General features: G+C 60.9%; 19 protein-coding genes and 2 pseudogenes. 16 read left to right on the forward strand and 5 right to left on the reverse strand.

Annotation, left to right across the window (positions count from 1 at the left end; translation table 11 throughout):
- Position 1 precedes the first annotated feature (1 nt).
- The 4 genes from fabA to ASD95_RS09915 all read right to left on the reverse strand — a co-directional run bounded on the left by fabA (position 2) and on the right by ASD95_RS09915 (position 5,720).
- Positions 2 to 517, reverse strand: coding sequence for a 3-hydroxyacyl-[acyl-carrier-protein] dehydratase FabA (gene fabA, locus ASD95_RS09900; RefSeq protein ID WP_003227150.1), 516 nt, complete (start codon positions 515 to 517; stop codon positions 2 to 4).
- Positions 518 to 764: 247 nt separating this feature from the next.
- The gene (locus ASD95_RS09905) at positions 765 to 2,666 is read right to left on the reverse strand and encodes an ATP-binding protein (RefSeq protein WP_056728000.1); all 1,902 of its coding nucleotides are present in this window, start codon (positions 2,664 to 2,666) and stop codon (positions 765 to 767) included.
- On the reverse strand, positions 2,663 to 3,595 hold the full coding sequence (locus ASD95_RS09910; RefSeq protein ID WP_056727997.1) for an ABC transporter substrate-binding protein: 933 nt from the start codon (positions 3,593 to 3,595) through the stop codon (positions 2,663 to 2,665). Before ASD95_RS09910 ends, ASD95_RS09905 begins: the two co-directional genes overlap by 4 nt.
- 1 nt (position 3,596) lies before the next feature.
- A complete protein-coding gene (locus tag ASD95_RS09915) occupies positions 3,597 to 5,720 on the reverse strand; it encodes a TonB-dependent receptor plug domain-containing protein (protein WP_056727996.1) in 2,124 nt (707 codons plus the stop codon).
- Positions 5,721 to 5,915: 195 nt separating this feature from the next.
- On the opposite strand from ASD95_RS09915, the gene ASD95_RS09920 reads away from it, so the two are divergent.
- The 11 genes from ASD95_RS09920 (at position 5,916) to pyrF (ending at position 15,366) form a co-directional block, all read left to right on the forward strand.
- Positions 5,916 to 6,941 carry an NAD(P)H-dependent glycerol-3-phosphate dehydrogenase gene (locus tag ASD95_RS09920; protein WP_046042990.1) on the forward strand — a complete coding sequence of 342 codons (1,026 nt, stop codon included), beginning with the start codon at positions 5,916 to 5,918 and terminating at the stop codon, positions 6,939 to 6,941.
- A gap of 31 nt (positions 6,942 to 6,972) precedes the next feature.
- Positions 6,973 to 7,320, forward strand: coding sequence for a DUF4389 domain-containing protein (locus ASD95_RS09925; RefSeq protein WP_056727994.1), 348 nt, complete (start codon positions 6,973 to 6,975; stop codon positions 7,318 to 7,320).
- On the forward strand, positions 7,317 to 7,772 hold the full coding sequence (gene sixA, locus ASD95_RS09930) for a phosphohistidine phosphatase SixA (RefSeq protein WP_056727993.1): 456 nt from the start codon (positions 7,317 to 7,319) through the stop codon (positions 7,770 to 7,772). Before ASD95_RS09925 ends, sixA begins: the two co-directional genes overlap by 4 nt.
- A gap of 167 nt (positions 7,773 to 7,939) precedes the next feature.
- Positions 7,940 to 9,607: an AMP-binding protein gene (locus tag ASD95_RS09935; RefSeq protein ID WP_056727991.1), complete on the forward strand. Its 1,668-nt coding sequence runs from the start codon at positions 7,940 to 7,942 to the stop codon at positions 9,605 to 9,607.
- A gap of 32 nt (positions 9,608 to 9,639) precedes the next feature.
- Positions 9,640 to 10,083 (forward strand): hotdog fold thioesterase, encoded by a 444-nt coding sequence (locus tag ASD95_RS09940; RefSeq protein ID WP_056727989.1) that lies wholly within the window; start codon positions 9,640 to 9,642, stop codon positions 10,081 to 10,083.
- 126 nt (positions 10,084 to 10,209) lie between these two features.
- Positions 10,210 to 11,016: an alpha/beta fold hydrolase gene (locus ASD95_RS09945; RefSeq protein WP_056727987.1), complete on the forward strand. Its 807-nt coding sequence runs from the start codon at positions 10,210 to 10,212 to the stop codon at positions 11,014 to 11,016.
- Entirely contained in the window at positions 11,013 to 11,867 is an 855-nt protein-coding gene (locus ASD95_RS09950) for an alpha/beta hydrolase (RefSeq protein WP_056727985.1), read from the forward strand. The genes ASD95_RS09945 and ASD95_RS09950 overlap by 4 nt, the downstream gene beginning before the upstream one ends.
- A gap of 50 nt (positions 11,868 to 11,917) precedes the next feature.
- Positions 11,918 to 12,577 (forward strand): glutathione S-transferase family protein, encoded by a 660-nt coding sequence (locus tag ASD95_RS09955; protein ID WP_056727983.1) that lies wholly within the window; start codon positions 11,918 to 11,920, stop codon positions 12,575 to 12,577.
- Between the two features lie 8 nt (positions 12,578 to 12,585).
- A complete protein-coding gene (locus ASD95_RS09960) occupies positions 12,586 to 13,392 on the forward strand; it encodes a DUF4892 domain-containing protein (RefSeq protein WP_056727982.1) in 807 nt (268 codons plus the stop codon).
- A 69-nt stretch (positions 13,393 to 13,461) separates the two neighbouring features.
- Positions 13,462 to 14,517, forward strand: coding sequence for an AI-2E family transporter (locus ASD95_RS09965; RefSeq protein WP_056727980.1), 1,056 nt, complete (start codon positions 13,462 to 13,464; stop codon positions 14,515 to 14,517).
- A gap of 150 nt (positions 14,518 to 14,667) precedes the next feature.
- Positions 14,668 to 15,366, forward strand: coding sequence for an orotidine-5'-phosphate decarboxylase (pyrF, locus tag ASD95_RS09970; protein WP_008016546.1), 699 nt, complete (start codon positions 14,668 to 14,670; stop codon positions 15,364 to 15,366).
- Between the two features lie 139 nt (positions 15,367 to 15,505).
- On the opposite strand, the gene ASD95_RS09975 is transcribed toward pyrF, so the two are convergent.
- On the reverse strand, positions 15,506 to 16,510 hold the full coding sequence (locus ASD95_RS09975) for an NADP-dependent oxidoreductase (protein ID WP_056727978.1): 1,005 nt from the start codon (positions 16,508 to 16,510) through the stop codon (positions 15,506 to 15,508).
- A gap of 235 nt (positions 16,511 to 16,745) precedes the next feature.
- Here ASD95_RS09975 and ASD95_RS09980 point away from each other — a divergent pair, with 235 nt between their 5' ends.
- The 5 genes and pseudogenes from ASD95_RS09980 to ASD95_RS28555 form a co-directional block, all read left to right on the forward strand.
- Entirely contained in the window at positions 16,746 to 17,507 is a 762-nt protein-coding gene (locus tag ASD95_RS09980; protein ID WP_056727976.1) for an SDR family oxidoreductase, read from the forward strand.
- A 198-nt stretch (positions 17,508 to 17,705) separates the two neighbouring features.
- On the forward strand, positions 17,706 to 19,091 hold the full coding sequence (locus ASD95_RS09985) for an aminotransferase-like domain-containing protein (protein ID WP_056727974.1): 1,386 nt from the start codon (positions 17,706 to 17,708) through the stop codon (positions 19,089 to 19,091).
- A 987-nt stretch (positions 19,092 to 20,078) separates the two neighbouring features.
- Positions 20,079 to 20,303: pseudogene (locus tag ASD95_RS30275) on the forward strand (HAMP domain-containing protein); the annotation flags it as partial.
- Positions 20,301 to 21,164, forward strand: coding sequence for a methyl-accepting chemotaxis protein (locus tag ASD95_RS30280; protein ID WP_442965834.1), 864 nt, complete (start codon positions 20,301 to 20,303; stop codon positions 21,162 to 21,164). The pseudogene ASD95_RS30275 and the gene ASD95_RS30280, both read left to right, overlap by 3 nt.
- Before the next feature lie 16 nt (positions 21,165 to 21,180).
- A pseudogene (locus tag ASD95_RS28555) lies at positions 21,181 to 21,481 on the forward strand (aldo/keto reductase); the annotation flags it as partial.

Here is a 21,481-nt window from a genome sequence, read left to right on the forward strand (position 1 = left end):
CTTAGAAGTTGTCAGTGGAGGTGAACACGCCGACCCGGAGGCCTTCGGCGGTATAGATTTCGCGACCGTCGACAGTGACCGAACCGTCGGCGATGGCCAGGTTCAGCTTGCCCTTGAGGACGCGCTTGATATGAATGTTATAGGTGACTTTCTTGGCGGTCGGCAGGACCTGGCCGAAGAATTTCACTTCGCCCGAACCCAGCGCACGGCCACGGCCCGGCAAGCCTTGCCAGCCCAGGAAGAAGCCTACCAGTTGCCACATGGCGTCGAGGCCCAGGCAGCCCGGCATCACCGGATCGCCTTCGAAGTGGCAGGCGAAGAACCACAGGTCCGGATTGATATCCAGCTCGGCGACCAATTCACCTTTGCCGTACTTGCCACCTTCTTCGCTGATCAGGGTGATGCGATCAACCATCAGCATGTTCGGGGCGGGCAGTTGCGCGTTACCAGGGCCGAACAGCTCACCGCGACTGCAGCGCAGCAGGTCTTCCCGGGTAAAGGCGTTTTGTTTGGTCATGCGAGCTCCTCAATAGTCCCATGCGGCAGGTGGGGCAAATCTTCCCGGCCGATCGAAGCGTTCATGCCTCGAACCGGCAGCCTACTCATAGACTATTGCGTTGTGGTGAAAGTCACAGCACCAAGGACATGAATGTACACTTGTGCACTGAAATTTTTATTCAAGCCCCTTTTCGGGCCTGTTCGGGTGCCTAAGACTGCCGCACTTTCGCCTTTCACGCCAGTCACAGATGGTCGAAAGGCCTGTACTACTGCACCCAACGTTGCAGAATTTGCTGCAGATCAGTCCGTTTGAACGGCTTGGCCAGGTAATCGTTCATCCCCGCCGACAGGCAGGCTTCGCGATCGCCCTGCAAGGCGTTGGCGGTCAGGGCGATGATCGGCAGGTCGGTGCAACCGGGTAGCTTGCGGATTTGTCGGGTGGCTTCATAGCCATCGATGATCGGCAAGCGGCAATCCATCAGGATCGCTTCGAAAATCAGGCTTTCGGCACTGCGTACCGCCTGCGCGCCGTCGGCGGCGACACTGACCTTGAAGCCCAGGCTGCGCAACATGGCTTCGATGACCGTCTGGTTAACCGGGTTGTCTTCGACCAACAGCACATTGCGCCCTTCGCCGTTGCTGTTGCGCGATTGCGCGCGAGGGGGCAACAGCGGTTGTGTCTGCTGGTGCAGTGCCAGGGGAATTTCCAGGGTGAACACCGAACCGCGGCCTTCCTCACTCTGCGCGCGCAAGGTGCCGCCCATGCGTTCGGCCAGGGTACGGGCTATCGGCAGGCCCAGCCCCGTGCCGCCGTAGCGTCTCGAGATAGAGCTGTCGGCCTGCTGGAAAGCGTTGAACATCAATTCCAGGCTTTGCGCCGGGATGCCGATGCCGCTGTCGCGCACGGTGCAGGTGAACCACAGCAACTCGTGGTCCAGCGACTGCCACTGCGCCTCGATGGTGACGCGGCCCTTTTCGGTGAACTTCAGCGCGTTGCCAACCAGGTTGACCAGTATCTGCCGGATACGCGTCGGGTCGCCCTTGACCTGCAAGCCGCGCATGTCGTCGGGGATCATCAGTTGCAGGTCCAGACGGCGTTGCACGGCGCTGTGCTGGAACGACTGGGCGCAACTGCCGATCAGATCGGCGAGGTTGAACGCAATGTGCTCCAGTTCCAGCTCTGAACGTTCGATCCGCGAGAAATCCAGGATGTCGTTGATGACCTTGAGCAAGTGCTCGGTGGACTCCGAGGCCAGCGCCGCGTACTCCACCTGTTCCTCGGTCATGTCGGTGGTTTCCAGCAACTGCAGCATGCCCAGTACGCCATTCATCGGCGTGCGCAGTTCATGGCTCATCATGGCGAGGAAATCGGATTTTGCGTTGTTGGCCTTTTCCGCTTCTTCACGGGTCTGGATCAGTTGCGCCATGGCCTGATGCTGTTCGCGGCTGGCCTGCTCGAGACCGCTGGCGAGGTTGTTGATGTGTTGCGACAGCGCCCCCAGCTCGGTGTCGTCGACTATGGGCAGCGGTGTCTTGTAGTCGCCTTCCTGGATCGCCTTGACGGCATTGCCGATATCACGGATCGGTTGCGACAGGCTGCCCGCCAGGCGCCGGGCCACGAGGAAGGTAAACAGCAGGGCAAACAGCGCCAGGATGGCCGCCTTGAGCACGATTTCCTGTTGGCGCCGGCTGAAGGCGTCGTTGGACAGCCCGACGATCACCCGGCCCAGATAGTCTTCTGTGGGGGCGGCAGTGGCGGTTTTGCTGCTCTGGAAAAAATCATTGTGCAACGCGATGCGCTGGAGCCGTATCGGTGCCTGGAACACTTCGAGTTGTAGCGCGCGATTGTGGTGTTCGTTTGGTTGTTCGACGTACACCAGAACCCGGTTGGCGCTGTCCTGGATTTCCAGAAAGCTCACGTTGGGTGTGGCCAGCGTCGCCTTGAGCAAGGTTTCGAGCACTTCGATGTTGCCCGAAATCACTCCGTATTCGGTGGCCGGGGCCAGTTGATTGGCGATCAACTGCCCGGTGTGGGTGATTTCCTGACGCAGATCCTGAATGCGCACGAACGTGAAGAAACTGATCAGCAACAAGGTCAGCAGCAGCGCAGGGCCAAGGCTGATGAGTTGGGTGCGGGTGTTGATGTCCCAGCGACGGCGCAAGCTCATGGGCGGCGTTCTCCTTCAGCCAGCAGTGTGGCGACAGACGTTTCGTCTATCTGTTCGATGCCCAATGAACGTGCCACCTGCGGATTGCTCGCGACCTTGAATCGATGGGGATAGAGCGTGCGCGGCCAGGTGGCAGGTGGCCGGTCGAGCAATTCGTCGAGGACCGCCAGCCAGTCGCTCTGGTCGCTATAAGTGCTGGCCAGGCTCCCGGCCTTGACGAATCCGGCGTTGGGTCCGATCAGCGCCACTTGCCGCGAGTAGCTGCTCAGCAGCAGGTTCTTTGCGGTTTGCGGGTTGTACAGGTCGGCATCGTCCAGACCCAGCAACACGTCGCTTTTGCTTAGCAGTGCTTGTAGTGGACGACTGTCGTGAATGTTGTCCCAGCGCTGGGTGACCACTTCAAGACCCAGGGGGAGGGCGGCCTGACGCAGCTCATTCAAGAGGAATTCACTGTGGGTGTCGTAGAGCACGCCGATGCGTCTGGCCTGAGGCAACAGGGTGCGGGTCAAGCGTAACTGGCGGTCCAGTGGCGGATCGCTCCATAGCAGGCAAAGGCGCGCAGGCAACGTGTTGTTCAAGCGTTGCCGGGCTTGCAGGCGGCTGATGCGCAATACGAGAGTCGCCGGGCCCTGGGTGTTCTGCAGGCGCCAGTCGAGGCTGGGCAGGTCGAGCAGTATCAAGCGGATGTTTTCCGGCAGCTTGTCCGGTATCGGCATTTTGGCCAGCGTCTGGAAGCGTACGTTATCGCGTGGTCGCAACTCGCTCAGGGCCTGGGTAAACGCCCGCACAGCCGGGCTGTCTTCGGCCCCCGTGAGCAAAATGTCGGCCGCGTTACTCGCCAGGCTGCCCAGCAGGCCGCTTGTCAGCAGGCAGAGTATGGCCAGCAGCCGACCCAGGGTCGGTATTGCGCAGGCTGGACGATTCGGCATCTTAAAGCTCCAGCTCCGCGCTGAAGTACATCACGTGGCGCTGGTCATAATTGTTGTCGATGAAGGTGGTCGGCTGATTGTCCAGCCGTTGCTGGAGCACTCCGGCCAGTTCAAGGCTGGTCTTGCCCAAGGCGATACGTTTGGCGATGCGCACATCGACCCGTTCGAAGCGGTAGCCGTTGAGGGCATCATCGCCATAATAGAAAAGCGCACTGTTCCAGCCTTGGCCCCAATCGCGCAGCCATCCGGCCGAGCCACTGTTGCTTGCAGTCTGCCTGGCATCCAGCGGATTGCTGGCGTCCGTATCGACGTAGGCATAGGTCAGGCGCAGGCGATCGAGGCTGCCGATACGCCAGTCGAGCTGGGTTTCGACCCCCGAAAAACGCGCCTTGTTGGCGTTGCTGGCGATGTACTGATTATTGCGCAGCGGTTCACTGATCATGCCGGTGATTTCGTCGTGGAACAGCTTCACGTCGAGCGCCAGCCCCGGTTCGGGAAAATAGCCGTTGTAGCCCAGCTCCCGGGAGCGCATGTGCTCTTGATCGAGGTCGCCGGGGCCACGGGTCTTGACGAAATAGCGGGCGCTGGATTGGCCAAAGGCGCCGGGCTTGAGGTTAGTGACCTGATAACTCCAGTTGACGTTGTTCTCGAACATGTCCGGCGAACGGACGGCCTCGGAGTACACCGCACGCAAGCCATGGCGCGGATTGATCAGGTAGTTGACCGCCATGCGAGGTGTCAGTGAGCTGCCGATCAATCGGGTGTCCTCGAACATGGCACCGCCTTGCAGCAGCCAGTGTTCGGTGGCACGCCACTCGAACTGGCCGAACGCGCGCCAGATGGTGTCATCGAGCGTGCCATTGAAGTAAGTCTCGGAATCGGCCCGGTCGTAACGATAGTTCAAACCGCTGACCAGCCGCAGGTTATCGGCAAGGCTCAGGGTGTCCTGCAGTTCGAGGTCGTAGCGCGACTCTCGGGTGCTCTGGTCGATGTCGCCGCAAACGGTCTGGCTCGCGCCGTTACGCCATTGATCGAGCACCTGATTGGCCAGCGCCTGCTCGGCGGGCGTGCCGGCCGGCGCGCCAGGGCCGATGAAACGCGTGATATTGCGGGCCAGGCGTTCGGTGTAGTTCGGGTTCAATTGCCAGAGTTCGGTCAGTTGCGGGCTGAAGGATATTTCAGCATCGCAGGCGCGCCAGGTTTGCTGGCGATCCCAGTGTTGGGCCGAACCCTGGATATACAGGCTGTGGTCGGGATTGATGTCCAGATTCCAGCGCAATGAACCGGCGTAGTCCTTGGCGGTGACGTCGGAGTCGTTGCCCGCGCGGGTAATCCCCGGGAACACCGGCCGGTAGGTATAGGGTCGCTGGTTGGTGCCGTCCTTGGCATTCAACTGCCAGTCGAGGCTTTGCCGTTCGTCGAGGCTCTGGCTGACGGCGAGATTGAAGCGATCAAGGCGACGGCTGTCATGGTAGTCCGCGCCGGTTCGGTCGGTGTCGAAGCCGTCGTCTTGCTGGCCGGACAGGGACAGGCGCATGTCACCGTCTTCCCAGCCCAGGCCCTGGCTGGCGTAAAAGTCGTTGATGCCGCGCTGGCCCCGGGTGACCTTCATGCGTGTACCGTGACTGTCGGCCGGCCGCCGGGTAATGATGTTGACCACCGCCATCAGGGCATTGGCGCCGTAGCTGACGGTATTCGGCCCGCGAAAGACTTCAATGCGCTCGATGTCCTCCATGGCCACCGGAATGTCGCTCCAGTCCACGGTGGCCAGGCCGGCGCGATACACCGAGCGCCCGTCGATCAGCACTTGCATGCGTCGCGCTTCAGTTGCGTTGGTGCCGTGGTAGTTCACCGCTGCCTGGTTGCCGCTGATGTTGCCGACCATCATTCCCGGCACCAGGCGCAGCAATTCGCTGATGTCGCGGGCACCGCTGGCGTGGACCAGGGCGCTGTCGATCACCGTCATGCTTCCCGGTACGGCCGCCGGCGACTGCTTCAGGCGCGTGGCGGTGAGCACTTGCGGCAGCGGTTCACTGTCCAGGAACAAGTCGTCGGCCAGCGCCGGCGAGCTGAAAATCAGCGCCAGTAACAGAGGCGAACGCGGCGAAGGAGAGCCCGGAGACACAACAGATCCCTGTCAGTGATTGTTGGCGCGCATGTTAACCGAGCCGAATGACTTTTCCATTCACGATGTCGGCATTTTCCTCGGTTTTATTGCTCTTCTTCCTACTGGTGCAGGTATTTGATGCCGGGGCTGGCCGCCGATGGGCTGCCCCGTATAATGCCGACATCGCCACTGGTATGGATTAACGGATTGCATATGACTGAACAGCGCCCGATTGCGGTCCTGGGAGGCGGAAGTTTTGGAACCGCCGTGGCTAATCTGCTGGCCGAGAACGGGCATCAGGTCCTTCAGTGGATGCGTGACCCCGAACAGGCCGAGGCCATTCGGGTCAATCGCGAGAACCCGCGTTACCTCAAAGGCATCAAGATTCTGCCCGGCGTTACGCCGGTCACCGACCTGCAAGCCACCCTGGACGCCTGCGACCTGTGTTTCGTCGCGTTGCCCTCCAGCGCGCTGCGCTCGGTGCTGGTGCCGCACGCTGAACGCTTGACCGGCAAATTGCTGGTGAGCCTGACCAAAGGCATCGAAGCCCACACGTTCAAGTTGATGAGCGAGATCCTCGAAGAGATCGCCCCGCAGGCGCGCATCGGCGTCCTGTCCGGACCCAACCTGGCCCGTGAAATCGCCGAGCACGCGCTGACCGCCACGGTGGTCGCCAGTGAAGACGAAGAACTCTGCCAGCAGGTTCAGGCCGCGCTGCACGGGCGCACCTTTCGTGTGTACGCCAGCGCCGACCGTTTCGGCGTGGAGTTGGGCGGGGCGTTGAAAAACGTCTACGCGATCATCGCCGGCATGGCGGTGGCGCTGGGCATGGGGGAAAATACCAAGAGCATGCTGATCACCCGGGCATTGGCGGAAATGACCCGCTTCGCGGTGAATCAGGGCGCCAACCCGATGACCTTCCTGGGGCTGGCGGGCGTGGGCGATCTGATCGTGACCTGTTCGTCGCCCAAGAGCCGCAACTATCAGGTCGGCTTCGCCCTCGGCCAGGGCCTGAGCCTGGACGAGGCGGTCACGCGCCTGGGTGAAGTCGCCGAAGGGGTCAACACCCTTAAAGTACTCAAGGCCAAGGCCCAGGAGGTTGGTGTGTACATGCCGCTGGTCGCCGGGCTGCACGCGATCCTGTTCGAGGGCCGCACGCTGGAGCAGGTCATCGGTCTGTTAATGCGTGGCGAGCCGAAAACCGACGTCGACTTTATTTCCACCAGTGGTTTCAACTAATCACGCTTGCCAGAAAAGCAGGGAGTTGCGCATGAACGATCCAAAAGTAGAAGCCAAGTACGAGTCTATCCTGCTGCGGGTGCTGTGGATGATCCTCTTCGTGCTGGTGTGGCAAGTGGCGCAGTTCATCCTCGGCGCCGTCGTGCTGGTGCAGTTGATCTATCGTTTGTTCTATGGCGCCCCAAGCGCCAGCCTGATGAATTTCGGCGACAGCCTGAGCCAGTTTTTGGCGCAGATCGGTCGTTTCGGCAGCTTTCACAGCGACCAGAAGCCTTGGCCGTTCGCCGACTGGCCGACGCCGCGTACACCGGAAGGCGAGGCGCCGCATGTCGTGGCACCGGCACCCCATCCGGCCCGAGATGAGGAACCCAAGCTATGAAACTCTGGGTATTGCGTCATGGTGAAGCTGTACCACACGGTTCCCGCCCCCACGATTCGGAGCGGGAATTGACGGATAACGGTCGTAAGGAAGTATTGAAAGTCGCCGCAGAGCTGGTGGGTCAGCCGCTGACCGGCATTTACGCCAGCCCGTACCTGCGAGCGCAGCAAACAGCGCAACTGGTACGAGAGGCGTTGGGTTTCGAACCGGAAATCCGCACCGTCGAGTGGCTGACACCGGACACGGAACCGGACAAGGTGGCCGAACAGATGGTCGCGGTAAGCAACGTGCTGCTGGTCAGTCACAACCCGCTGGTGGGGAATCTGTTGAGCTACCTGCAGCATGGTGCCGGGCATCTGCCAGAGCGGATCAGCACCGCCGGCCTGGCCGAGCTCGAGAGCAATGAGTTGTTGGTCGGGTCGATGAGGCTCAACGGCATCAAGCACCCATAAAAGCAAAGATCGCAGCCTGCGGCAGCTCCTACAAGATGCACGCCATTTCCATGTAGGAGCTGCCGCAGGCTGCGATCTATTGATTTTGTTTTTCCGTTAAAAATTCAACCAAGCACTTGCTTGGTTGACTACGCTTGCTCCAGACCAAAAAAACAGGAGCGAGTCGCATGTCTGCTGCTTTTCGTTTGCCGCTGGACGTTTTCTACGAGCGTGAGGCCCGTCATCCCCGCCAGCGCTTTCTGGTCCAGCCTGTCGGCGGTGGTCAGGTCGAGACCTTGACCTGGGCCGATGTCGGTCATCAGGCACGCTGTGCGGCCCACTGGCTGCGAGCGCGGGAACTGCCGCAGGATAGCCATATCGCCCTGATCTCGAAAAACTGTGCGCACTGGATCATTGCCGACCTGGCGATCTGGATGGCCGGGCATGTCTCGGTGCCGCTGTACCCCAACCTGACCGCCGAGACCGTTGCCCAGGTACTCGAACATTCAGAAGCGGCGCTGGCATTCATCGGCAAGCTCGACGACTGGCCAGGCATGTCCCGTGGCGTCAGCTCCGACCTGCCGACCATCAGCCTGCCCCTGCATCCCCCAGGCGACTTTGATTTCAGCTGGACCGACCTGCAACGCAACTCGCCCATCCAGGACAATCCCAAGCCTGCCGCCGACCAACTGGCGACCATCATCTACACATCCGGCACCACGGGCATGCCCAAGGGCGTGATGCACAGCTTCGGCAATCTGGGGTTCGCCACCACACGCGGCACTGCGTTGTTCGGCCTCAACGAGTCGGACCGGCTGTTGTCCTACCTGCCGCTGTGCCACGTTGCCGAGCGGATGTTCGTCGAACTGGCGTCGATCTATACCGGCCAAACAGTGTTTTTCGCCGAGAGCCTCGACACCTTCCTCACCGACCTGAAGCGTGCGCGGCCGACCGCACTGTTTGGCGTGCCGCGCATCTGGACCAAATTCCAGATGGGCGTGTACAGCAAGATCCCGGCAAAACGCCTCGACTTCCTGCTCGGCCTGCCGATCATCGGCAAACGGGTCGGGCATAAAGTCCTCGCCGGGTTGGGGCTGGATGCGTTGCGCATCGCCTTGTCCGGCGCGGCTCCGGTGCCGCAGACCTTGTTGCAGTGGTACCGCAAACTGGGGCTGGACGTGCTGGAGGTCTACGGCATGACCGAGAGTTGCGGCTACTCCCACATCGGCATGCCGGGCCAGAACAAACCGGGCTGGATCGGCAAGCCGTGTCCAGAGGTCGAAGTGCGGATTGCCGAGACGGGGGAGGTCATGGTGCGCAGTGGTGCGACCATGCTCGGGTATTACAAGGAGCCGGAAAAAACCGCCGACACCATTACCGAGGACGGCTTCCTGCGTACCGGCGACAAGGGCGAGGAGGACGCCGAAGGCAATCTGCGCCTGACCGGACGCTTGAAGGAGATCTTCAAGACCAGTAAAGGCAAGTACGTGGCTCCGGCACCGATTGAAAATCGCCTGGCCGTGCATTCGCGCATCGAACAGGTTTGCGTGGTGGGCGACGGCTTGAGTGCGCCGCTGGGGTTGTGCGTGTTGTCGGCGGTCGGCCAGCAGGATGCCGGCGGGGCCGCGCGCGCCGGCCTGCATTCGAGCCTGGAAAAACTCCTGGAAGAGGTCAACGGCGCCCTCGACAAGCATGAACAGCTGCGACGCCTGGTGGTGGTCAAGGACAGTTGGGCCGTGGAAAACGGCTTTCTCACTCCGACCCTGAAGATCAAGCGCAACGTGATTGAAGCGGCTTACGGTGAGCGCTTTGAGGAATGGAGCGAGCGCAGCGAAGCGGTGCTGTGGCAGGATTGATCCACGAACAAAACCAACAAGGAACCTCTGCGATGAGCCTGTGGCGCACCATCCCGAACATCGAGCAGTTGAACGCGATCCAGAAAAATACCATTGGCGAAGTGCTGGACATCCGTTTCGAAGCCTTCGACGACGAGTCCCTGACTGCCAGCATGGTCGTCGATCACCGCACCCATCAGCCTTATGGATTGCTGCATGGCGGTGCCTCGGTGGTGCTGGCCGAATCGGTCGGCTCGATGGCCAGCTACCTGTGCATCGATGCCAGCAAATTCTATTGCGTGGGCCTGGAAATCAACGCCAACCATTTGCGCGGTCTGCGCAGCGGACGGGTGACGGCGGTGGCCAAGCCGATCCACATTGGCCGCACGACCCATGTCTGGGACATTCGGCTGACCAGCGATGAGGGCAAGGCCAGTTGCGTGTCGCGACTGACCATGGCGGTGGTGCCGTTGGGTGAGAATCCGCCGGTACGTTGACGGTTTGAAATCAAAAGATCGCAGCCTGCGGCAGCTCCTACCACCATTCCTGGTAGTTATGGTCATTGCTGTAGGACGCGGTCTTGCGGACAATCAACGCCTGTTCTAACTCATGGATTTGCAGGTATGTCGCAACAGATCTTTTTCGCCCACGCCAATGGTTTTCCTTCGGGGACCTACGGCAAGTTGTTTGCGGCGCTGGCACCCGAGTTTGAGGTGACGCATCTGGAGCAGCACGCCCACGACCCGCGCTTTCCGGCGGACGACAACTGGTACAACCTGGTGGATGAGCTGATCCATCACCTGCAACAACAGGCCGAGCCTGTGTGGGGCGTCGGTCACTCCTTCGGTGGCGTGTTGCACCTGCATGCCGCTTTGCGCTGCCCTGAGTTGTATCGCGGGGTGGTGATGCTCGACTCGCCAGTGCTGACACGCACCGACCGATGGGTCATACGGGCGGCCAAACGCTTTGGTTTCATCGACCGTTTGACCCCGGCCGGGCGTACCCTGGGCCGCCGTGAAGAATTCGCCGACCTGGACAGCGCCCGCAAGTATTTCGCTGGCAAGACCCTGTTCCGCGGCTTCGACCCGGAATGCTTCGATGCCTACCTGCAACACGGCTTGCATCAGGTCGGCGACAAGCTGCGCCTGCGCTTCGACCCGGCCACGGAAATCAGCATCTATCGCGGCGTGCCGCACACAAGCCCGGGCAGCACCCGGCAGTTGCAAGTGCCGCTGGCGGTGGTTCGCGGGCATGACAGCCGCGTGGTGATGCGTCATCACGCCAGTTCGGTCGACCGCCTGCCGCTGGGAGAGTCGTTGACCATGCCCGGCGGCCACATGTTTCCGCTCGAACGTCCCCTTGATACCGCTGGCATGCTCAAAGGCCTGTTCTATCGCTGGGGCGGCCGTCGACAGCAGGATTGCGCATGAACCACGTCGTCGAAGAGGTTCGCCTGAGCCTGCCGCACATCGAACTGGCGGCGCACCTGTTCGGCCCTGAAGACGGATTGCCGGTGATTGCCCTGCATGGCTGGCTGGACAACGCCAACAGCTTTGCCCGCCTGGCACCCAAACTCAAAGGCCTGCGCATCATCGCACTGGACATGGCCGGTCACGGTCATTCCGGGCATCGCCCGCCGGGCGCTGGCTACGCCATGTGGGACTATGCCCACGATGTGCTGCAAGTCGCCGAACAGCTTGGCCTGCGCAAATTTGCGCTGATGGGGCATTCGATGGGCGCCATTGCTTCGCTGATCATCGCCGGGTCGATGCCCGAGCGGGTTACCCACCTGGCGTTGATCGACGGCATCATTCCTCCTACAGACAAAGGTGAAAACGCTGCCGAGCGCATGGGCATGGCCCTGCAAGCGCAACTGGATCTGCGGGAAAAGCGCAAACCGGTCTACGACACTCTCGACCGGGCCATCGAAGCGCGCATGAAGGGCCTGGTGGCGGTCAGCCGCGAGGCCGCCGAACTGCTGGCGCAGCGTGGCCTTATGCCGGTGCCGGGCGGTTACACCTGGCGCACCGACAATCGCCTCACGCTGCCATCGCCGCTGCGTCTTACCACCGAACAGGCCATGGCCTTCGTCCAGCGGATCAAGTGTCCTGCAACATTGGTGGTTGCTGCCGACGGCATGCTCGCCAAACACCCGGAGTTGCTGGAGCGTCTACCCTTTAGCCGGGAACAGCTGCCAGGCGGCCATCATTTGCACCTCAATGACGAGTCCGGTGCTGATCTTGTCGCAGACTGTTTCAATCGGTTCTTCGCCACTCCTTGACTTGCGCCGGGCAACTGTCGAGGCTTGGCGGGTTGAAAAGGGAGACAACCATGATAGATCTCTACACCGCTGCGACCCCGAATGGCCACAAGGTCTCTATCGTGCTCGAGGAACTCGGCCTGCCCTACACGGTGCATGCCTTGAGTTTCGACAAAAAGGAGCAGAAGTCCGCGGACTTCCTCAAGATCAACCCCAATGGCCGGATTCCGGCGATTGTCGACCGCGCCAACGGTGATTTCGCCGTGTTCGAATCCGGCGCCATCCTGATTTACCTCGCTGAACAAACCGGCAAACTGATGCCATCGGACCCGAAGGGACGTTCGCTGGTATTGCAGTGGCTGATGTTCCAGATGGGCGGGATCGGCCCGATGCAGGGCCAGGCCAACGTGTTCTTCCGCTACTTTCCGGAAAAGCTTCAGGGCGCCATCGACCGCTATCAGCATGAAACCCGTCGCCTCTACGAAGTGCTCGACACCCGGTTGCAAAGCGTGGAGTTCCTCGCCGATCAGTACAGCATTGCCGACATCGCCACCTTTCCCTGGGTGCGCGGCTACGAGTGGTCGGGCGTCTCGGTGGAGGGCTTGACGGCGTTGCAACGCTGGATGGCAACCCTGGAGGCCCGGGCGGCGGTGCAGCGTGGTTTGCAAGTACCCAAACGCGCCGATGAAGCCAGTGTCATCAAGGGTGCCCAGGCCATGCTGATCCGATGAGTCTATCCATGCGTTCATTCAGTTTATTGGTGCTGTGCAGTTTCAGTCCCTTGTTGTTCGCCGCCGATGTTCCGGGCAGTCAGGACCTGCCGATAGTACCGCGCATGGTTGACGCCCAGATTGTCGACTATCGTCCTGCCGTCGAACTGGAGCGGATCTACCCGCTGGGCTCGATCCGGAAAATCAGTGGCCAGTTACGTTTCGACGGCCAGGTCAGTGCCCGCGGCAACGTCACTTCCGTGACCTACGAGTTGCCACCGGAGCATTCATCCATCGAGGCGTTCACCGCTGCCCGCGAGGCCTTGCAACAGCAGGACGCCGGCTTGCTGTTTTGGTGCCAGGCGCGCGATTGCGGTGAAAGCAGCCTATGGGCCAATGAAGTCTTCGGCAACGCCAAGCTGTACGGCGCCGACGATCAACAAGCCTATCTGCTGCTGCGACTTGCCGCTCCACGGGACAACACGCTTATCGCGCTGTACAGCATCACCCGGGGTAATCGCAAAGCCTACCTGCATGTCGAGCAGTTCGACGCTTCGGCACCGCTGGGCGAGTTGTTGCCGACCTCCGCGACCTTGCTGCGTGAACTCAAGAGCACCGGCGAGCTCGATTTTTCCACGTTGAACAGCGCACCTGACGAGACCTGGCTCCGCCTGATTTCTCGCGGGCTGAATCTGGACACCACCTTGCGGGTCAGCATTTCCGGAGCGAATGCCGAAGCCTGGCGTCAGGCACTGATTGGCCAGGGCGTGCGTGCCGCGCGGATGGAAGCTGGCAGTGCCGGAGGCTCTGGCCTGCATATCGAGCTATTGCGCTAGGCTGTACCGGGCGAGCGCGTACATCGCGTTCGCCTACTCTTTTGCTGACTGACTTTTTCGAGACTTTTGATGATCAATAACGATCGCCTATTGGTGCAGATCCTGCTCGTGGTGTTGTTCGGCGCGAGCTTCTGGGTGATGGCGCCGTTCTGGTCGGCGATGTTCTGGGGCGCGGTACTGGCGTTTGCCAGTTGGCCGCTGATGCGCTTGCTGACCCGTTGGCTCAATGGCCGCGAGTCGCTGGCGGCGGCATTGCTGACCCTGGGCTGGATGGTGCTGGTAGCTGCACCCTTGGTGTGGCTGGGTTTCAATCTTGCCGATCATGTGCGCGATGCCACGGCTTTCATCAAGGATGCGCAGGTCGAGGGGCTACCCGAAGCGCCGCTGTGGCTGGGTTCGATTCCCCTGGTGGGCGGACGGCTGGTGGGGATCTGGAACAGCATCGATGAGCAGGGCGCGGCGATGATGGTGTCGCTCAAACCTTATCTGGGGCAGATGGGTAACTGGTTGCTGGCGCGCAGCGCGCAGATCGGCGGCGGTATTCTCGAACTGACCCTGAGCGTCGTCTTCGTGTTCTTTTTCTATCGTGACGGGCCGCGCCTGGCGGCGTTTGTACACACGTTGCTGGAGCGGCTGATCGGTCAGCGGGCCGGCTATTACATCGAATTGGTGGCGGGTACGGTTCAGCGGGTGGTGAACGGCGTGATCGGTACCGCCGCGGCCCAGGCGATCCTGGCGCTGATCGGGTTCCTGATTGCCGGCGTACCGGGAGCGTTGGTACTCGGCATTGTGACGTTCATGCTCAGCCTGATCCCGATGGGCCCGCCGCTGGTGTGGATTCCGGCGACCGCGTGGCTGGTCTGGAAAGGCGAGTACGGGATGGCCATATTCCTCGGGATCTGGGGCACATTCGTCATCAGCGGTGTCGACAACGTGCTCAAGCCATACCTGATCAGCCGTGGCGGTAACCTGCCGCTGGTCATTGTGCTGCTTGGGGTATTTGGCGGGTTGATTGCCTTTGGTTTTATCGGCCTGTTCATTGGCCCGACATTGCTGGCGGTGGCCTACAGCCTGTTGATCGACTGGAGCAAGCCTCAGGCGCGGGTTGACGATCGTCGGCCCTGAGATTTGTATTCTGCTTGGGGAACTCGACACAATGGCCTCAAGGACTGGCCTTGCCTAAGCCGTCGCGACGATTTACCGATCATCGGGTCCCGCAGCGGCGCTGGTTCCGCTACAATGCGCGCCGATTTCGACTTGCCTGAGAGCCCACTCATGTCCGCCTGCCAGACTCCCATCATCGTCGCCCTGGATTTCCCTACCCGTGACGCCGCACTGAAGCTGGCCGATCAGTTGGACCCGAAGCTGTGCCGGGTCAAAGTCGGCAAGGAACTGTTCACCAGTTGCGCCTCGGAAATCGTCGGTACCCTGCGTGACAAGGGTTTCGAAGTGTTTCTGGACCTCAAGTTCCACGACATCCCGAACACCACCGCGATGGCCGTCAAGGCGGCTGCGGAAATGGGCGTGTGGATGGTCAACGTGCATTGCTCCGGCGGCCTGCGCATGATGGCTGCGTGCCGTGAAGTGCTGGATCAGCGCACCGGTCCGAAACCACTGCTGATCGGCGTGACCGTGTTGACCAGCATGGAGCGTGAAGACCTGGCGGGCATCGGTCTGGACATCGAGCCCCAGGAGCAGGTGCTGCGCCTGGCCGCCCTGGCGGAAAAAGCCGGGATGGACGGCCTGGTGTGCTCGGCCCTGGAAGCCCAGGCACTGAAAGCGGCGCATCCGTCACTGCAACTGGTGACCCCGGGGATTCGTCCGGCGGGCAGTGCCCAGGACGATCAGCGCCGCATTCTGACCCCGCGTCAAGCGCTGGATGCCGGTTCCGACTATCTGGTGATCGGCCGTCCGATCAGCCAGGCGGCGGATCCAGCCAAGGCGCTGGCTTCAGTTGTGGCTGAATTGGCCTGATCAGACACCGCAGAACCCATTGTGGGAGCGGGCTTGCTCGCGAAGAGGGCGTGTCAGTCGACGAAGATGTTGTCTGGCACACCGCATTCGCGAGCAAGCCCGCTCCCACATTGTTTTTAGGGTGACTTCAAAAATCGGGTTACACCTTCAACACCAGCTTCCCGAAATTTTCGCCGCTGAACAATTTCATCAGCGTCTCCGGGAACGTCTCCAGTCCTTCGACGATGTCTTCCTTGCTCTTGAGCTGTCCCTTGGCCATCCAGCCGGCCATTTCCTGGGCGGCGCTGGCGTACTGGGCGGCGTAGTCCATCACCACAAAGCCTTCCATGCGCGCGCGGTTGACCAGCAGTGACAGGTAGTTGGCCGGTCCCTTGACCGCCTCTTTGTTGTTGTACTGGCTGATGGCACCGCAAATCACCACCCGCGCCTTCATGTTCAGGCGGCTCAACACTGCGTCGAGAATGTCGCCACCGACGTTATCGAAATACACGTCGACGCCTTTCGGGCACTCGCGCTTGAGGCCGGCGAGGACGTCTTCGCTCTTGTAGTCGATAGCGCCATCGAAACCCAGCTCATCGATCAGGAACTTGCACTTGTCGGCGCCGCCGGCGATGCCAACCACCCGGCACCCTTTGATCTTGGCGATCTGCCCGGCGATGCTGCCCACGGCGCCGGCTGCGCCCGACAGCACCACGGTGTCACCGGCCTTCGGAGCGCCGACGTCGAGCAGGGCGAAGTACGCCGTCATCCCGGTCATGCCCAGCGCGGACAAGTAACGTGGCAGCGGTGCCAGTTTCGGATCGACCTTGTAGAAACCTCGCGGCTCGCCGAGGAAGAAATCCTGCACGCCCAGGGCGCCGTTGACGTAATCCCCGACCGCGAACCCCGGGTTGTTCGAGGCAATGACTTTGCCCACACCCAAGGCGCGCATGACTTCGCCGAGCCCGACCGGCGGGATGTAGGACTTGCCTTCGTTCATCCAGCCACGCATGGCCGGATCCAGGGACAGGTATTGGTTCTCGACCAGGATCTGACCCGCCGCCGGCTCGCCGACCGGTACTTCCTGGTAGGTGAATGTCTCACGGGTCGCCGCGCCAACCGGACGTTTGGCGAGCAGGAATTGGCGATTGATCTGGGAGGTCATGGCAGGCACTCAGGATGAATGAAGCTTTGTTGATAGCCGGTCAGCGCCGATGCCGCAAGTTCGGCTGATGCGGCGAATGCAGCCTGATCCAGTGCAGTGATAGTTGGTACGGCAGTTCCATCACTGCAACTCATGGGCACCCAACCGGAGCCTTGATAGTGCTGCCGTGTTCAAGACCTCCATGGCTAGACTGGTCCTACGCGATTCCCCGCATTCTTCTTTTGAGGACATAACAATGAGCATGACGTTTTCCGGCCAGGTGGTCGTGGTGACAGGCGGGGCGGCCGGTATTGGCCGCGCGACCGCGCAGGCATTTGCCGCAGAGGGCCTGAAGGTCGTGGTGGCCGATATGGACGCGGCGGGCGGAGAGGGCACGGTGGCGCTGATTCGTACAGCCGGTGGTGACGCGACCTTCGTGCGCTGCAACGTTACCCTGGAAAGCGATGTAAAAAATCTGATGGAGGAGGTGATCAACTCTTACGGTCGCCTCGACTATGCCTTCAACAATGCCGGCATCGAAATCGAGAAAGGCAAGTTGGCCGAAGGTACGCTCGACGAATTCGACGCGATCATGGGCGTCAACGTCAAAGGTGTCTGGCTGTGCATGAAATACCAGTTGCCGCTGTTGCTGGCGCAAGGGGGCGGCGCGATCGTCAACACAGCATCGGTGGCAGGCCTTGGCGCGGCGCCGAAAATGAGTATCTACGCAGCCTCTAAACACGCAGTGATCGGCCTGACCAAGTCGGCGGCCATTGAATACGCCAAGAAGAAGATCCGGGTCAACGCGGTGTGCCCGGCGGTGATCGACACGGATATGTTCCGTCGCGCTTATGAAGCCGACCCGAAAAAAGGCGAGTTCGCCAACGCCATGCATCCGGTCGGTCGCATCGGCAAGGTCGAAGAGATCGCCAGCGCGGTGCTGTACCTGTGCAGCGATGGCGCGGCGTTCACGACTGGCCATTCGCTTGCGGTGGATGGTGGCGTTACTGCGTTCTAAAGCAACGCATCTCTACCAAAGAAGAGTTGCAACCTGTGGGAGCAAGCTAGCTCCCACAGTTTTTTTGGTTACGCTAAAGGACCAGGCAATGTGTTTCAAATGATTAGATCCAATGGTTTTGGCGGCGTTGTCGCACATGTCTTCGAACACTCCTGTGATTAACTGCTTCTCGCAAAATCAACAGGAGTTTGCTTGCTCATGGAATTGAGAATCGACCGACAGGCGCTGGTGCCCGTCGTACAGCAAATTGTTGACGCGCTGACCTGCTGGCTTCATTCCAGCGGGGTATCGCCCGGTACGCGCCTGCCTTCGGTGCGACAGATCGCGCGGATCAACTTGCTCAGTCAGGTCAGTGTTGCCCAGGCTTGTGAACGCCTGGTGACGCAGGGGATGCTGGTGTCAGGTCATGGGGCGGGCTATACGGTTGCCGACCCGGTATTGGCCGCGGGTGCAAAGCACGAGCCGGTGTGGTTCGAGGGAGCTGAGCCCGAGATCAGGCCCTGTTCGACTGAGTTGAGGCTGGGCTGTGGTGGGCTGCCTGAAAGCTGGCGCGAGACAGACGATCTGATTTACGCGATTCGGCAAGTCAGTCGTTCCGACACGGCCAGCCTGTTCAACTACAGCACGCCGCTGGGTTTGCCGGCCTTGCGACAACAGATCCTCAAGCACCTCAGGCAGCTGGATATCCGGGCGCAGGACAACCGGATCATGACCACGGCGGGCGCCAGTCAGGGGCTTGACCTGATCGTGCGGACACTGTTCAAGGCCGGTGATTGTGTGGCTGTGGAGAGTCCCGGCTATCCGGTGCTGTTCGATCTGCTCAGGCTGCACGGCATCCACATGGTCGAAGTACCGCGAACACCGCGCGGGCCGGACGTGGACGTGCTCGAATCGGTGCTGGTCAAACACCGGCCTCAAGGGCTGCTGATCAATAGCTTCTATCACAACCCGACCGGCAGCAGCCTTGCACCGTTGGTGGCGCGCCGCGTGCTGCAGCTGGCCAGGACCTTCGACGTACAGGTGATCGAAGACGACGTCTATGCGGATTTGCACAGCGGTTCCGGTATGCGTCTGGCTGCGCTGGACGACAACGTGATCTACGTGGGCAGCTTTTCCAAGACCCTCAGCAGTTCCTTGCGGGTCGGTTTCGTGGTGGCTGGTGCCGAAGTCATTACGCGCCTGGCCGAGGTCAAGATGATCAGTGGCATGGGCGCCTCGCGTTTTTGCGAGTCGGTGCTGGCGTGCCTGTTGGCTAATGGTGCCTACCGCAAACTGGTGCAGCGTCAGCGCCAACGCTTGAGCTGCGACCGGCTGGCGGTGCTGCAATTGCTCGAGGATGCCGAATGGGAAGTTTTCGGCAAGCCGGCGGGAGGCTTGTTCATCTGGGCGCGATCACGAATGTCCGACTACGATCAGCTGCGGACCCAGGCGCGGCGCCTGGGTGTGCTGCTGTCATCGAAGACCGCCTTCAACCCCTCGGGTGAGGCCAGTGACTGGCAGCGTATCAACGTGGCCTATGCCTGCGATCCGCGAGCCCGGGCGTTCTTTCAGGCCACTGCACGGGATCGACCTCAAGCGTTCTGAAAACGACGTTGGCGTAGCTTTTTGCCATTATTCCGGCGCCAGAGCCTTGTGTTGCCACCGGCCCGTTGCGAATCTGCGTCTACAGACTTTGGCAGGGGACTAAGTGCAATGAATTCGGCCGTGCAAGGACGTTTTGCCAACCTCGGTATGGCGAAAAAACTGGGTGTCGGGTTTGTCCTGGTACTGTTGTTGACTGCATTGGTGGCGGGCATTGGCGTTTGGTCCCTGCAAACCATCAGCCAGCGCTTCGACGGGCTCAAGCAGATGTCATCGCTCAACAGCGGTTTGCTCAAGGTGCGGCTGCTGGAGCAGGAGTACGCCTTGCACGGCAGTCCGAAAACCGTCGATGCCCTGCACGAGGGCGTCGATGGCCTGATCGCCCTGGCCGGCCAGCTCAAGGCCGCTTCTGCGGCCAACGTGCCGGTGATGAATGATGTCGAACAGTCCCTGGGGGACTATCGCAAGGCTTTCGACGAGTTTGTCTCGCTTACCCAGGCCAAGGACCTGGCCCTGGAAATGGCCAGTTGGTCGGTGTCCAGCGTGGCCAATAACCTTGATGTATTGCAATCCGGGCTCGTCGATGACGGCGCCTATACGCTGAAAGAGTCCGAAGGCAAGGACGGTGCGCAATTCATCGAGCAGGCCAGTCAGGTCAGCCAGGTTTCACGCTTGATGCTGCAAGCCATGAATGAAGCGCGCGTGCGCCTGGATCAAAGCCGCAAAGGTGACGATAGCGCCGGGCAGGGCAAGATCGAACAGGCCAGCCAGGCACTGGCCCAGGCCGAGCAGCTCAAGACCACGGTCAAGGATGAGGGCTATCAGACCGTCCTCAATGAGGTAATGGGCCATATCGTCAGTTTCAGCGACAAACTTGCCGAGTACACCGGGCTGCTGGAGCAGGAAAAAACCGTCTATCAACAATTGCACCAGCGCGCAGCCCAAGTGGTCGAACGGGTGGATCAGGCTTATGTTGCACAAGACATGGCGATGCAGGCTGAACTGAAAAAGAACTCGTTGCTGATCATCGGCTCCTCCGCCCTGGCTTTGCTGGTCGGGTTGGTTGCCGCGTGGTTTATCACCCGGTTGATCGTGGCACCGCTGCGCCGTGTGATTGAGGTGGCGCAGCAGATTGCCTCAGGGGATTTGAGTGCGACCATTGACGTGACCCGTCGTGACGAAATCGGCCAGTTGATGCAGGCAATGCAACAAATGGGCGCGGGGCTCAGCCATATAGTCAGCGGCTTGCAGTCGGGTATCGAGCAGTTGGCGACTTCCGCCCAATCGCTGTCGGCGGTGACTGAACAGACCAACCTCGAAGTCAGCACGCAGAAGGAGGAAACCGAACAGGTCGCCACTGCAATGAATCAGATGACGGCCACGGTGCATGATGTCGCGCGTAATGCAGAGGAGGCGGCCCTGGCAGCGCAAACGGCTGACGGCAAGGTTGAAAGTGGCCAGCAGGTGGTGCGCCAGAGCATAGCGCGGATTGAACAACTGGCGAACTCGGCCACCTCGGCCAGTTCGAGCATCGAAAGCCTGAGTGCGGAAATCCAGAACATCGGCACGGTTTTGAGTGTGATCAAAAGTGTGGCGGAGCAGACCAATCTGCTGGCATTGAACGCGGCGATCGAGGCGGCCCGGGCTGGCGAGCAGGGCAGGGGGTTTGCGGTGGTGGCCGATGAAGTGCGTGCGTTGGCCAAGCGAACCCAGCAATCGACCGAGGAAATCGAACGCCTGGTCAGCGCCTTGCGTTTGGCGGCGCAGTCGTCGGTGCAGCAGATCCAGAGCAGTGGCGAGTTGGTGAAGCTGGCGGTCAGCGATGCCTTGCAGACCGAGAGTGCGCTGGGAAGCATTGCGGCGGCGGTGTCGCTGATCCAGCAGATGAACCAGCAGATCGCCGCGGCGGCGGAGGAGCAGAGCTCGGTGGCCGAGGAGATCAATCGCAGTGTCACCAGCATTCGCGCCAGTGCCGATCAGTCATCGCTGGCGATGCAGGGCAATGCCGCGTCCAGTATCCAGTTGGCGCAACTGGGGGTTGAACTGAAGGGAATGGTGGGGCATTTCAGGCTTTGAAACGATCATCGGCCAGGCCAAAAAAGCCGCGGATGATTTCGCGGCCGACGATTATCGTCGTTTCAGCCCGCGCTTCCAGGGCGAAAACTTCGCGAAAAACCTGCTGCTGGTGCAACAGGTACAAGCGCTGGCGGCAGAAAAAGGCGTGACGGCGGGCCAACTGGCGCTGGTGTGGGTGCTGGCCCAGGGTGACTGCCTGATTCCGATTCCGGGCACCAAGCAACGTAAATACCTGGAAGAAAACGTGGCCGCACTGGAGGTGACGCTGAGTGGCGAAGAACTGCACGCGCTGGAAGCGATCTTTGCGGCCAATGCCA

The sequence above is a fragment of the Pseudomonas sp. Root71 genome (assembly GCF_001429045.1).
In the GTDB taxonomy this organism is placed as follows: Bacteria; Pseudomonadota; Gammaproteobacteria; order Pseudomonadales; family Pseudomonadaceae; genus Aquipseudomonas; species Aquipseudomonas monachiensis.